Source organism: Cellulosimicrobium sp. 72-3 (genome assembly GCF_013127315.1).
Taxonomy (GTDB): domain Bacteria; phylum Actinomycetota; class Actinomycetes; order Actinomycetales; family Cellulomonadaceae; genus Cellulosimicrobium; species Cellulosimicrobium funkei.
This window is the reverse complement of record NZ_CP053419.1, coordinates 2,630,766-2,643,702: the sequence shown is the minus strand read 5'-3', so window position 1 is coordinate 2,643,702 and position 12,937 is coordinate 2,630,766. Positions and strand designations below refer to the sequence as shown.

The following is a 12,937-nucleotide window of genomic DNA, read 5'->3' as shown; positions in this document are numbered from 1 at the left end:
ACCCAGCACGTCGACGGAGCGTGCAGCCCGCAGCACGTGACGACGAGGAACGAGGTGCACGATGACCGACCCTACGAACCCGGGCGGCGAGCCGCCCCGCGACGACGAGCACACCCCCGCCGACGGCGCGGGCGGCCCGCGACCGGACGCCACGCCACCGGCCGGTCCCGGACCCGGCCGGCCCGACGCCGCCCCGTCCGGGGGCGACGTCCCGCCCGCCTCGCCGTACGGCCCGGGCGGGGGAGCGCCGCACGACCCGGCCGCACCGCCGTCGGGCCCGCCCGCGTACGGCGCACCGGGTGCCTACGGCGCGCCGACCGGTGCGCCGGACGGCGCGGCCGGGGGACCGGGTACGCCCCCGCCGGGCGCGTACCCGCCCCCGTCCGGTGCGTACCCGCCGCCCGCCGGCGGATACCCGCCCCCCGCCGGGGGGTACCCGCCGCCGCCCGGGTCGTACCCGGGTGCCGCCGGAGGGTACGGGGGCCAGCCCGGCTACGCGGGCCCGGCGTTCGGCGTCGGCGACGCGATCTCCTACGGGTGGCGTCGCGTCACGTCGAACCTGGGGCCGTGGATCCTCGTCGCGCTGATCTTCCTCGCCGTCAACATCGCGTGGAGCTGGATCACGGGCGGGTTCGACCAGTTCCAGGACCAGTTCGACTACTCCGACACGAACTTCGCGGCCCTCGGCGGCCTCACCTTCACGAGCGTGCTGCTCGGGATCGTCGGCACCGCCATCGGCTACCTCATCACCGCGTTCTTCACGCGCGGCGCGCTCGACGAGGTGGACGGGCGTCGACCCGACGTCGCCGCGTTCTTCCGCATCGGGAACGTGCTCAACGTGCTGCTCGCGGCGCTCATCGTCGGCGTCCTGTCCGGCATCGGGCTCGTCCTGTGCGTCCTGCCCGGGCTCGCGATGCTGCTGTTCTCGGCGTTCGTGTACTACGTCGCGCTCGACCAGGGCGTCGACGCGATCACGGCGATCCGCACGAGCTTCTCGCTCGTCGCGAAGAACTTCGGGCAGGTGTTCCTGCTCCTGCTCGCCCTCGTCGGGATCAACATCCTCGGCGCGATCCCGTGCGGTCTCGGGCTCTTCGTGACGATCCCGCTGAGCTACGTCGCCGTCGGCTACGCCTACCGCCGTCTCACGGGCGGGGTGCCGGCCGCCTGAGACCCGGCCGACGCTGTCGCCGTGCCCCGGTACCGTCCGTCGGTACCGGGGCGCGGTGCGTCTCGAGCGCGGTACCTCACGCGCGGGGTGCGTCCCGCGCGCCCGCGACCGGTCAGGGCGCGGTGACGAAGTCGATGAGCTCCTCGACGCGCCCGAGCAGCGACGGCTCCAGGTCGGCGTAGGTGCGGACCGTGCCGAGGATGCGCTGCCACGCGCGGCCGACGTCCTCCGCGCTCTCCGCCGGCCAGCCGAGCTCGCGCAGGATCCCACGCTTCCACTCGGTGCCGCGCTCGATCACGGGCCACCGCTCGAGGCCGATCCGGGCCGGCTTCACCGCCTGCCAGACGTCGACGTACGGGTGCCCGAGCACGAGCACCGTGCCCGCGGGCGACCGCCGCAGCGCCTCGTCGGCGATCCGCCGCTCCTTGCTGCCGGGCACGAGGTGGTCCACGAGCACGCCCACGCGCCGCTGCGGCGTCGGGCCGAAGTCGGCGAGCGCCGCCGCGAGGTCGTCGACGCCGTGCAGCGGCTCGACGACGACCCCCTCCACGCGCAGGTCGTCGCCCCACACCTTCTCGACGAGCTCGGCGTCGTGCTTGCCCTCGACCCAGATGCGGCTCCCGCGCGCGACGCGCGCCCGCTGCCCGACGACGGCCCGCGAGCCCGAGGCCGTGCGCGTCGGCGCGGCGGGGGCGCGGGAGGTGACGGGCGGGGTGAGCTCGACGGGCGCGCCGTCGACCCAGAAGCCCGGCCCGAGCGGGAACGTGCGGGTCCGGCCCGCGCGGTCCTCGAGCACGACGACGTGCATCCCGCCCGACTTCTCGACCCGGACGACGGCCCCGACCCACCCGGTCTGCACCTCCTCGACGACGAGGCCGCGCTCCGCGGGCTGCGGGCGCGACACGGGCCGCGCGCGGTGGTGGGTGGGGGCGGGCGTGCCGCCGAGGACGTCGGAGCCGTAGCGGTCGAAGGACACGGCGTCACCCTAGGCCAGCGTCCGCCGCTCACCACCGAGATCGCCCCGTGCGTCGCCGGATCGGCCGCCCGCGGGAAGGTCCCGGGCGCCCGGACCGGCCGCGCACGGCGGCTCCCGGCGCGCGCGCCCCCGGGGCGGGGTGGTACCACGGACCGATGAGCCAGCAGCGCGCGGAGCCGGACCCGAACCGCTGGCGCGTGCTGCCGGTCTGCCTCGCGGTGGGCTTCATCACGACGCTCGACGTGTCGATCGTCAACGTGGCCCTGCCGTCGATCGAGTCGTCGCTCGACGCGGGCCCGACCCAGCTCCAGCTCGTCGTCGCCGGCTACACGCTCGCGTTCGGGCTCGCGCTGGTGCCCGCCGGGCGCCTGGGCGACGCGGGCGCACGACGACCGCTCTTCATCGCGGGCCTCGTGGGCTTCGCGCTCATGAGCCTCGCGTCCGGGCTCGCGCCGACCGACACGTGGCTCGGCGTCGCGCGCCTGCTCCAGGGCGTGAGCGCGGGCGTCCTCAACCCGCAGGTCGTCGGTCTCATCCAGCAGCAGTTCCGCGGGTACGAGCGCGGGCGCGCGTTCGGCATGTTCGGCGCGACCATCGGCGTCTCGACGGCGCTCGGGCCCCTGCTGGGCGGGCTCATCATCGCCGCGGCGGGCCCGGAGACGGGGTGGCGGTGGGTGTTCCTCGTGAACATCCCCGTCGTCGCCGTGCTCCTGCCCTTCGCGTGGCGCCTCGTGCCCGGGCCGCCGCGCACCGGCTCGGGCGCGGCGCGCGGGCCGCGCCGGCTGGACCTCGTCGGGCTGGGCCTGCTCGGCGCCGCGACCCTCGGCGTGATGATGCCGTTCGTCACGACGACCGGCCGCGGCGACGACGCGTCGCGCTGGTGGTGGCTCGTGCCGGCAGCGGCCGCCGTGGTGGCCGCCGTCGGGTGGGAGCGGCGCTACCAGCGGCGCACGGGCGAGGCCGTGCTCGACCCGCAGGTCGTGGGGCTCGGGTCCTTCCGCAACGGCGCGCTGCTCGGCCTCGCGTACTTCGCCGGGTTCACGGGCATCTTCCTCGTCGTCACGCTCTACCTCCAGGACGAGCTGGGGTACACGCCGCTCCAGGCAGGGCTCGTCGGCACGCCGTTCGCGGTCGCGTCGGGCGTGTCGGCGTGGTTCTCGGGCCGCTGGGTCGCGCGCTGGGGCCGCGAGCTCGTCGTCGGCGGCGTCGTGCTCGTGCTCGTGGGGGTGGTCGCGGCGGAGGTCGTCGTGCGCACGCTCGGGGACGACCCGGGCGCCGTCGGCCCGGCGCTCGCGGTCGCTCTGCTCGTCGCGGGCGCGGGCAGCGGGACGGTCATCGCGCCGAACCAGACGCTCACGCTGTCCGAGGTGCCGGTGAGCCGGGCCGGGGTGGCGGGCAGCATGCTGCAGCTCGGTCAGCGCATCGGGTCGGCCGTCGGGATCTCCGTGGTCCTGTCCGTCTACTACGGCGGGCTCGCGAGCGGCGACTCGGCCGCGGACGCGACCGGGCGGGCGCTCCTGGTGACGATCGGCCTCGTCGCGGTCGCGCTCGTCGTCGGCCTCCTTGACCTGCGTTCGCGACGAGCGGAGGACCGCCGGACGGGCCGCGCGGACGCGTAGGATTGGCACTCGGAGGTCGAGAGTGCCGACGCCCGCACGCCCGCCCGGGCGGCGACGGTGCGGCACGCGGGAGGTGGACGTGAGCGAGGAGCGCCGGCTCGAGGTGCTGCGGGCCATCGTCGAGGACTACGTCCTCACGCGCGAGCCCGTGGGGTCGCGCGTGCTCACCGAGCGCCACAGCCTCGGCGTCTCGCCCGCCACGATCCGCAACGACATGGCGGCTCTCGAGGACGCCGGGTACATCGCGCAGCCGCACACGTCCGCGGGCCGGATCCCGACGGACAAGGGCTACCGGCTCTTCGTGGACCGCCTCTCGGGCGTCAAGCCGCTGTCCGCGCCGGAGAAGCGCGCCATCGAGACCTTCCTGTCCGAGGGCGTGGACCTCGACGACGTCATCGCGCGCGCCGGGCGCCTGCTCGCCCAGCTCACCGGCCAGGTCGCCGTCGTGCAGTACCCGTCGCTGAGCCGGTCGGGCCTGCGCCACCTCGAGCTGGTGCCCGTCGGCGAGTCGCGGCTCCTCGTCGTCATCATCACGGACACCGGTCGCGTCGAGCAGCGCACGCTCGAGGTCGCGAGCCTGCCGGACGAGGGCACGCTCGTCGAGGTGCGCGCGCGGCTCAACGCCGCGGCCGCGGGCAAGCGCCTCACGGACCTCGCGCCCGGTCTCGCCGCCGTGACCGAGAGCTTCCACCCCGACGACGCCCCGCTCGTCCGCGCGGTGGGCGACCTCGTCGCCCAGACGCTCGCGGAGGAGAGCGAGGAGCGCCTCGTCCTCGCGGGCACGGCGAACCTCGCGCGCGCGGGCATGCGGTTCGAGCACGCGCTGCGCCCCGTCCTCGAGGCGCTCGAGGAGCAGGTCGTCCTGCTCGGGCTGCTCACCGAGATGGCCGCCGAGTCGGGCGTGAGCGTCCGGATCGGTCGCGAGACCCAGCTCGAGGGCCTCGCGGAGACCTCCGTCGTGACGACCGGTTACGGTAACGACGGTGACACGGTCGCGCTCGTCGGCTCGATCGGGCCGACCCGCATGGACTACCCCGGCACCATCGCGGCGGTGCGCGCGGTCGCGCGCTACCTGTCACGGGTGCTCGGCACGTGAGCCCCGCGGTCTCCCCGCCCGCGGCGGGCCCGCTCGACGACCACCCCCGACCCCTCCCGACCGGCCCCGCGCCGGCCTCACGACCCGCACCAGCAGAGAGTGACGTGTGAGCGACTACTACGAGATCCTCGGCGTGGCCCGTGACGCCAACCAGGACCAGATCAAGAAGGCGTACCGCAAGCTCGCGCGCGAGCTGCACCCGGACGTCGCGGGCGAGGAGGCGGGCGACCGCTTCAAGGACGTCGCGCGCGCCTACGAGGTGCTGTCCAACCCGGAGAAGCGCCAGCAGTACGACCTCGGCGTCGACCCCAGCGCCCCCGGCGGCGGGGGCGGCGGCCCCATGGGCGGCGGGTTCGGCTTCCAGGACATCTTCGAGACGTTCTTCGGCGGCGCCCAGGCGCAGCAGGGCCCGATCCCGCGCGCCCGCCGCGGCCAGGACGCGCTCGTGCGGCTCGACATCGACCTCTCCGAGGCGACGTTCGGCGCGCAGCGCGAGCTCCAGGTCGACACGGCGGTCGTGTGCGGCACGTGCGGCGGCACCTGCTGCCGCCCGGGCACCTCGCCCCGCACATGCGAGGTGTGCCACGGGCGCGGCACGGTCCAGCGCGTCGCGCGCTCGTTCCTCGGCCAGGTCATGACGAGCGCGCCGTGCGCCGCGTGCCAGGGCTTCGGCACCGTCATCCCCGAGCCGTGCGCGGAGTGCTCGGGCGAGGGCCGCGTGCGCAGCCGCCGCAGCATCACGGTCAACGTCCCGGCGGGCGTCGACACGGGCACGCGCATCAAGCTCACCGCGCAGGGCGAGGTCGGCCCGGCCGGCGGCCCCGCGGGCGACCTGTACGTCGAGATCCGCGAGCGCAACCACGACACGTTCGTGCGCCGCGGCGACGACCTGCACTGCACCCTCCAGGTGCCGATGACGGCGGCCGCCCTCGGCACCGTGCTCGAGCTGGAGACGCTCGACGGGCTCCAGGAGATCGACCTGCGCCCCGGCACGCAGCCGAACCAGATCGTCACGCTGAAGAACCTCGGCGTCGGGCACCTGCACGGCAGCGGGCGCGGCGACCTCAACGTCCACATCGAGGTCCAGGTGCCCACTGCCCTCGACCCCGAGCAGGAGCAGCTCCTGCGCTCGCTCGCCGCGCTGCGCGGCGAGGAGCGGCCCGAGCCCCGGCTCGCCGCCGCGCACCCGGGCGTGTTCTCGCGCCTGCGCGACAAGCTGTCCGGCCGCTGAGCGGGGCGCGCGCATGAGTGCTCCGGTGTTCCTCGCCGAGACGGGGACCGACGGCGTCGCGCCCGGCGACCGGTACGTGCTCGACGGCGCGGAGGGCCGGCACGCGGGCGTCGTGCAGCGCCGCGGCGCGGGCGAGCGCGTCGACGTCGTCGACGGCGACGGGCTCCGGCTGCGCTGCGTCGTCGAGCACGCCGAGTCGGGCCGCGTGACGCTCCTCGTGCAGGAGGTGGACCGCGAGCCGGCGCCGGACGTCGTCGTGACGCTCGTCCAGGCGCTCGCCAAGGGTGACCGCGACGAGATGGCGATCGAGGCGGCGACGGAGATCGGCGTCGACGCGGTCGTGCCGTGGCAGGCGGAGCGCTCCGTCGTCGTGTGGCGCGGCGAGCGCGCGGCGAAGTCCCGCGCGCGGTGGCTCGCGACGGTCCGCACGGCGACCAAGCAGGCCCGGCGCGCGCGCCTGCCTCGCGTCGAGGTCGCGCTCGACTCGCGCGGCCTCGCGGCGCGGGTCGTCGACGTCGTCGCGGCGGGCGGTCGGGCGATCGTCCTGCACGAGGAGGCGACGACGCCGCTCGCCGACGTCGGGCTGCCCGCCGGTCCGGCCACGGACGGCGCGCCCGCGCCCGAGGTGCTCGTCGTCGTCGGCCCGGAGGGCGGGATCTCCGACCGCGAGCTCGCCGACCTCACGGAGGCCGGCGCGGTCGCGGCGCGGCTGGGGCCCCACGTGCTGCGCACGTCGACCGCCGGACCGGTGGCCGTGGCGCTGCTCGCCGAGCGGCTCGGCCGCTGGGGCGTGGCCGGGACGCGTGGTCTAGCCTCGGGGTCATGACGAGCACCGACCTGCGCACAGACCCGGACTGCCTCTTCTGCCGCATCGTCGCGGGGGAGGTGCCGGCCGACGTCGTGGCGACCAGCGAGCGCTCGATCGCGTTCCGCGACATCGACCCGCAGGCGCCCGTGCACGTGCTCGTGGTGCCGCGCGACCACCACGGCGACATCGCCCAGCTCGCGGCGGCGGACCCGGAGCTGCTCGGCGACGTCGTCGCGCTGGCGGACGAGGTGGCGGGCGACCTGGCCGACGGCCAGTTCCGGCTCATCTTCAACTCGGGGCCGCGCGCCGGCCAGAGCGTGTTCCACGTGCACGGCCACGTCATCGCGGGCGCCGAGCTCGGCTGGTCGCCCGCCTGAGCCCTGCGCGAAAGCGCGTGTGACGCCCGGCCGCGCTCGGTACGATGGAAGCGATCTGCGGGGCGGTGGCCGTCCCGGACCCACTGCCCGACCGAAGGAGCGCAGCGGCGCAAGCCGGCTCATGACCTCTCTGTCCCGAGAACCCGACCCCTCGTCGCACCGGGTCGAGCACCGCATCGTCATCCCGAACCACGTGCCGATGGTGGCGCTCCTCGGTAGCCGCGACTCCGTGCTCCGGGCCGTCGAGGAGGGGTTCCCCGCCGTCGACGTGCACGTGCGGGGCAACGAGATCGCGGTCGCCGGCCCTCCGGGGGAGGTCGCGCTCGCCGCGCGCCTGCTCGACGAGCTCGTCGAGGTCGTCGAGGCCGGCACCCAGCTCACGGCCGACGTCGTGACGCGGTCCATCGCGATGCTCACCGCCGCGACGGCGTCGCGCCCGGCCGAGGTGCTGACGCTCAACATCCTGTCGAGCCGCGGCCGCACGATCCGGCCCAAGACCGTGGGGCAGAAGCGCTACGTCGAGGCCATCGACGCGAACACGATCACGTTCGGGATCGGCCCCGCGGGCACGGGCAAGACGTACCTCGCGATGGCGAAGGCCGTGCAGGCGCTGCAGTCGAAGCAGGTCAACCGCATCATCCTCACGCGCCCCGCCGTCGAGGCGGGGGAGCGGCTCGGGTTCCTGCCCGGCTCGCTGACGGAGAAGATCGACCCGTACCTGCGCCCGCTGTACGACGCGCTGCACGACATGATCGACCCGGACTCGATCCCCAAGCTCATCGAGGCCGGCACGATCGAGGTCGCGCCGCTCGCGTTCATGCGCGGGCGCAGCCTCAACGACTCGTTCATCATCCTCGACGAGGCGCAGAACACGACCACCGAGCAGATGAAGATGTTCCTCACGCGCCTGGGCTTCGGGTCGCGCATGGTCATCACGGGCGACGCGACGCAGGTCGACCTGCCGGGCGGCACGCAGTCCGGCCTGCGCGTCATCGAGGACGTCCTCACCGGCGTGGACGACGTCGAGTTCTGCCGGCTCACGTCGTCCGACGTGGTGCGGCACCGGCTGGTGAGCGACATCATCGACGCGTACGCGCGGTGGGACCTGGCGAGCGGCGGGGGCTCGGGGAGCTCCGGGTCGCGCCGCCGCGACGACGACCGCCGCGGACGCCCCGCGGCACGAGAACGACGGACGAGGGACGACGCGTGAGCATCGAGGTCAACAACGAGACCGAGGCCGAGGTCGACGAGGCCGAGTTCGCGGCGCTGGCACGGTACGTGCTCGACGCGATGCGCGTGCACCCGCAGAGCGAGCTGTCGATCCTCTTCGTCGACACGGACGTGATGAGCGAGCTGCACGTGCGCTGGATGGACGAGCCCGGCCCGACGGACGTGCTGTCGTTCCCCATGGACGAGCTGCGGCCCGGGCGCGACGGCGAGGTCGCCGGCCCCGGCCAGCTCGGCGACGTCGTGCTGTGCCCGGAGGTCGCCGCCCAGCAGGCGGTGACGGCGGGCCACTCGACGGCGGAGGAGATGCTGCTGCTCACGACGCACGGCATCCTGCACCTGCTCGGCTACGACCACGCCGAGCCGGAGGAGGAGAAGGAGATGTTCGCGCTGCAGCGCAAGCTGCTCCTGACCTTCCTCGCAGGCCGGTGAGCGGCGAACCCGTCGCGCTCCTGGCGGCCCTGACCGTCCTGACGGTCGTGCTCGCGGCCGCGCTGAGCGCGGGCGAGGCGGCGGTGCTGCGCGTGACGCGGGCGGCCGTCACGGAGGCCGCCCTGGGCGACGACCCGGCCGTGCCCGCCCGCCCGGAGGGGCGTCGGGCGCTGGCGCTGCTCGCGGACCCGGCGGCGACCGTGCGCTCCGTCGGCTTCGTGCGCGTCGTCGCAGAGGTCGCGGCGGTCACGTGCCTCACGCTGCTCGTCGCGGCGTGGCTGGAGCCGTGGTGGCAGGTCCTGCTCGTCGCGCTCGCGGTGAGCGTCGTCGTCGGGCTCCTCGTGGTGCGCGTGAGCCCGCGGTCCCTCGGCCGCCGCCACGCGGTGCGCGTCCTGCTGAGCCTGTCGCGCCTGCTCACGGTCGTCGTCGGGGCCACGCGCTGGCTCACGCGGCTCGCCCCGGCGCCCGACGAGGGAGCCCACCAGCGCGAGCTCCAGGACATGGTGGACCGCGTCAACGAGTCCGAGGTCATCGAGGAGGAGGAGCGCGAGCTCATCCGCTCCGTCTTCGAGCTCGGGAGCACCCTCACGCGCGAGGTCATGGTGCCCCGCACCGACATGGTGACGACGTCGCGCGACACGCCCCTGCGCAAGACCCTCTCGCTCTTCCTGCGCTCCGGCTTCTCCCGCATCCCGGTCACGGGCACGTCCGCGGACGACCTCGTGGGCGTCGCCTACTTCAAGGACGTCGTGCGCGTCCTGCAGGGCGGTCCCGGGACCGACGCGCGGCCCGTGGGCGAGGTCGCGCGCCCCGCGATCTTCGTGCCCGAGTCCAAGCCCGTGGACGACCTGCTGCGCGAGATGCAGGCGTCGTCCTCGCACATCGCGATGGTCGTCGACGAGTACGGCGGCGTCGCGGGGCTGGTGACGATCGAGGACGCGCTCGAGGAGATCGTGGGCGAGCTCACGGACGAGCACGACCGGCCGGAGCCCGAGGTCGAGGACCTGGGCGAGGGCGTCCTGCGCGTGCCCGCCCGCCTCGGCGTCGACGAGCTCGGCGAGCTCTTCGGCCTCGGCCTGGACGACGACGACGTGGACACCGTGGGCGGCCTGCTCGCCAAGGCGCTCGGCAAGGTCCCGCTGCCCGGCTCCGTGGCGGAGGTCCACGGGCTGCGCCTCGAGGCCGACCGCGTCCAGGGCCGCCGCAAGCAGCTCGCGACCGTCCTCGTCTCCACGGCGACCTCGCCCGACGCTCCGGTCCCCGCGCCGGACGAGCCCGACCCCGCGGCCGACACCCGTCAGCCCCTCCCCACCGTGAAGGACACCCCGTGAGCACGACCACCCCCGAGCACCGCTCCGGCTTCGCCTGCCTCGTCGGGCGGCCCAACGCGGGCAAGTCGACCCTGACGAACGCGCTGGTCGGCCAGAAGGTGGCGATCACCTCCGGGCGCCCCCAGACGACGCGCCACACGATCCGCGGGATCGTGCACCGCCCCGACGCGCAGCTCGTCCTCGTCGACACCCCGGGGCTGCACCGCCCCCGCACGCTGCTCGGCGAGCGTCTCAACGACCTCGTGCGCGAGACCCTCACCGAGGTCGACGTCATCGCGTTCTGCCTGCCCGCCGACCAGAAGATCGGCCCGGGCGACCGCTTCATCGCGAACGAGCTCGCGGAGCTCATGCGCGGGCGCCGCGGCACGCCCGTGGTCGCCGTCGTCACGAAGGCCGACCTCGTGGACCGCGGCACCCTCGCCGCGCACCTGCTCGCGGTCGACCGGCTGGGGGAGACGGCGGGCGGCTGGGCCGACATCGTGCCCGTCTCGGCCCAGGACGGCTACCAGGTCGACGTGCTCACCGACGTCCTCGTCTCCCACCTGCCCGAGGGCCCCGAGCTGTACCCCGGCGGCGAGCTCACGGACGAGCCGGAGGCCGTCATGGTCGCCGAGCTCGTGCGCGAGGCGGCGCTGGAGGGCGTGCGCGACGAGCTCCCGCACTCGCTCGCGGTCCAGGTCGAGGAGATCGTGCCCCGCGAGGGCAGCGGCGACGAGGCCACGGGCCGGCCGCCGCTGCTCGACGTGCGCGTCAACCTCTTCGTCGAGCGCGACTCGCAGAAGGCGATCGTCATCGGCCGCGGCGGCTCGCGCCTGCGTGAGGTGGGGACGCGCGCGCGGCACGGCATCGAGGCGCTGCTCGGCGCGCGCGTCTACCTCGACCTCCACGTGAAGGTCGCCAAGGACTGGCAGCGCGACCCCAAGCAGCTCCACCGGCTCGGGTTCTGACCCGGGGGGACGTCCCCCGTGCCGCCGTCGGGAGGGCACCAGGGACCGGCCGGCGGCCCGCGGCGTACGATTCCTCGGTGATCTTCCGGACCGCCGCGACGACGGCAGCCCTCGCGATCGTCCTCGCGATCGTCGGTGCGGTCACCGGGCCGCAGTGGGACCCGGTGCCCGTGACCGAGCACCTCGTCCCCGAGACGCCCGACACGACCGTCGGCGGGCAGCCGCCCGGCGGGGCCGCCCCGGTCGGCACCTACGACGTGCGCGAGACCGACGTGACGGTCCGGCTCGACGGCGCGACCGTCGGGGGCGTGCTGCGCGAGCCCGTCGACGCGGGCGACGAGCTCCCGGGCACGGTGTTCGTGCACGGTGCGGGGACCGGCCTGGCGTCCGAGGCGTTCGTGGACGTCGCGACCGACCTCGCGAGCGCGGGCGTCGTGACCCTCGTCCCGGACAAGCGCCTCGACACCTACACGACGCGGCACCGCGACTACGAGGCGATGGCGCGCGACTACGCGCACTCCGTGGACCTTCTGCGCGCGCGTCCCGGCGTCGACCCGGAGCGCGTGGGGCTGTACGGGGAGTCCGAGGGCACGTGGATCGTGCCCGTGATGGCGGCCGACGACCCGACGATCGCCTTCACCGTCCTCGTGTCCGCGCCGGTCGTGCCGCCGCGCCAGCAGGCCGCGTTCGCGGTCGACAGCTACCTGCGCAACACCGACGTGCCCCACGGGGTGTTCCGGGCCATCCCGCGCGCCGTCGGGATGGCGATCCCCGGCGGCGGCTTCGAGTACGCCGACTTCGACGTGGAGCCGTTCCTCGAGCGGCTCACCCAGCCGGTGCTCGTCGTGTACGGCACCGCGGACCCGTCGATGCCCGTCGAGCAGGGCGCGCGGCAGATCCTCGACGCCACGGGGCCGTCGTCGCAGGTGCCGGGCGGGGCCGACGTCACCGTGCGGTACTACGCGGACGCGAACCACGGGATCAAGATCGACGACGTGCTCGTGCCCGACTTCCCGCGCGACGTGAGCTCGTGGGTGACGTCCCTGCCCGCGAGCGCGACCGCGCTGCCGCAGGTCGCGGGCGCCGAGCCCACGCAGCAGTACCTCGCCGGGCCGGTCCCGTCGCCGCGCTGGCTGGGCAACGGCGACCTGTTCGTCGCCCTCGTCCTCGCCGCCGTCGGGCTGCTCGTGCTCGGCCCGCTCGTCGGCCTCGTCGGGGGCCTCGTGCGCCGGCTGCGGCGGGTCGCGGGCCGGCCCGGAGCGCCCGCCGGTCTCGCGCCCGGCTTCCGCGTGCCGCTGGTGGGGCTCGGGGTCGGCGCGTTCGCGACGACGGTCGCGCTCGTCGTCTACCTCGTGGCCACCGCGCGGCTCGCGCTCGACTACGAGAAGGACGCGTGGGTCGTGCAGGGCGGCTGGATCGGGGTGCGGCTCGTCGGGCTCGCGACGCTCGTCGCGGGCGCCCTGCTGGTCAACCGGGCCGCCGAGGTCCGCTCCGCGCGCCGTGCGCACGACGAGCGCCTGGGCACCGACGAGGCGGTCGCCGCGGACGAGGGCGGGAGCGTGCTGCAGGTCGCGCGGGGCGTGACCCCCCGCGTCATGCTGTGGTGCGTGATCGCGGGGTCCACCGTCCTGCTCGTCATCCTCGCGTACTGGGGCGTCTACCAGCTCGGCATCTGACCCTGCCGGTGCGCCGTCGTCCGGGCGCGGCGGTCCCGCCGCTCGCCCG

The 12,937-nt window shown here is 75.2% G+C and carries 12 protein-coding genes; 11 read left to right on the top strand and 1 reads right to left on the bottom strand.

Annotated features, from left to right (window positions below):
* The first annotated feature begins 61 nt into the window (after positions 1-61).
* Complete coding sequence (locus HKK73_RS11995) at positions 62-1,168, top strand: hypothetical protein (protein ID WP_171468081.1); 1,107 nt, start codon at positions 62-64, stop codon at positions 1,166-1,168.
* Positions 1,169-1,280: 112 nt separating this feature from the next.
* Here HKK73_RS11995 and HKK73_RS11990 read toward each other — a convergent pair whose 3' ends face one another.
* The gene (locus HKK73_RS11990; RefSeq protein WP_076405563.1) at positions 1,281-2,144 is read right to left on the bottom strand and encodes a DUF3097 domain-containing protein; all 864 of its coding nucleotides are present in this window, start codon (positions 2,142-2,144) and stop codon (positions 1,281-1,283) included.
* Between the two features lie 155 nt (positions 2,145-2,299).
* On the opposite strand from HKK73_RS11990, the gene HKK73_RS11985 reads away from it, so the two are divergent.
* From HKK73_RS11985 to HKK73_RS11940, 10 genes are all read left to right on the top strand, one after another.
* Entirely contained in the window at positions 2,300-3,763 is a 1,464-nt protein-coding gene (locus tag HKK73_RS11985) for an MFS transporter (protein WP_085387702.1), read from the top strand.
* Between the two features lie 79 nt (positions 3,764-3,842).
* Positions 3,843-4,859 carry a heat-inducible transcriptional repressor HrcA gene (gene hrcA, locus HKK73_RS11980; RefSeq protein WP_021482687.1) on the top strand — a complete coding sequence of 339 codons (1,017 nt, stop codon included), beginning with the start codon at positions 3,843-3,845 and terminating at the stop codon, positions 4,857-4,859.
* A gap of 106 nt (positions 4,860-4,965) precedes the next feature.
* Entirely contained in the window at positions 4,966-6,090 is a 1,125-nt protein-coding gene (gene dnaJ, locus HKK73_RS11975) for a molecular chaperone DnaJ (protein ID WP_171468080.1), read from the top strand.
* Between the two features lie 13 nt (positions 6,091-6,103).
* Complete coding sequence (locus HKK73_RS11970) at positions 6,104-6,916, top strand: 16S rRNA (uracil(1498)-N(3))-methyltransferase (RefSeq protein WP_171468079.1); 813 nt, start codon at positions 6,104-6,106, stop codon at positions 6,914-6,916.
* On the top strand, positions 6,913-7,275 hold the full coding sequence (locus HKK73_RS11965; protein ID WP_021482946.1) for an HIT domain-containing protein: 363 nt from the start codon (positions 6,913-6,915) through the stop codon (positions 7,273-7,275). Before HKK73_RS11970 ends, HKK73_RS11965 begins: the two co-directional genes overlap by 4 nt.
* A gap of 121 nt (positions 7,276-7,396) precedes the next feature.
* The gene (locus HKK73_RS11960; RefSeq protein WP_021482947.1) at positions 7,397-8,485 is read left to right on the top strand and encodes a PhoH family protein; all 1,089 of its coding nucleotides are present in this window, start codon (positions 7,397-7,399) and stop codon (positions 8,483-8,485) included.
* Entirely contained in the window at positions 8,482-8,934 is a 453-nt protein-coding gene (gene ybeY, locus HKK73_RS11955) for an rRNA maturation RNase YbeY (RefSeq protein ID WP_021482948.1), read from the top strand. Before HKK73_RS11960 ends, ybeY begins: the two co-directional genes overlap by 4 nt.
* Positions 8,931-10,265 (top strand): hemolysin family protein, encoded by a 1,335-nt coding sequence (locus HKK73_RS11950; RefSeq protein WP_043651770.1) that lies wholly within the window; start codon positions 8,931-8,933, stop codon positions 10,263-10,265. The genes ybeY and HKK73_RS11950 overlap by 4 nt, the downstream gene beginning before the upstream one ends.
* Positions 10,262-11,212, top strand: coding sequence for a GTPase Era (gene era, locus HKK73_RS11945; RefSeq protein WP_043651768.1), 951 nt, complete (start codon positions 10,262-10,264; stop codon positions 11,210-11,212). The genes HKK73_RS11950 and era overlap by 4 nt, the downstream gene beginning before the upstream one ends.
* Before the next feature lie 77 nt (positions 11,213-11,289).
* A complete protein-coding gene (locus HKK73_RS11940; protein ID WP_171468078.1) occupies positions 11,290-12,888 on the top strand; it encodes a prolyl oligopeptidase family serine peptidase in 1,599 nt (532 codons plus the stop codon).
* Positions 12,889-12,937: the final 49 nt, after the last annotated feature.

Excerpts from the sequence above, each read along its gene's own strand:
- HKK73_RS11970 (WP_171468079.1), top strand. The coding sequence starts at position 6,104 with ATGAGTGCTCCGGTGTTCCTCGCCGAGACGGGGACCGACGGCGTCGCG.
- HKK73_RS11965 (WP_021482946.1), top strand. The coding sequence starts at position 6,913 with ATGACGAGCACCGACCTGCGCACAGACCCGGACTGCCTCTTCTGCCGC.
- HKK73_RS11995 (WP_171468081.1), top strand. The coding sequence starts at position 62 with ATGACCGACCCTACGAACCCGGGCGGCGAGCCGCCCCGCGACGACGAG.
- HKK73_RS11985 (WP_085387702.1), top strand. The coding sequence starts at position 2,300 with ATGAGCCAGCAGCGCGCGGAGCCGGACCCGAACCGCTGGCGCGTGCTG.
- HKK73_RS11960 (WP_021482947.1), top strand. The coding sequence starts at position 7,397 with ATGACCTCTCTGTCCCGAGAACCCGACCCCTCGTCGCACCGGGTCGAG.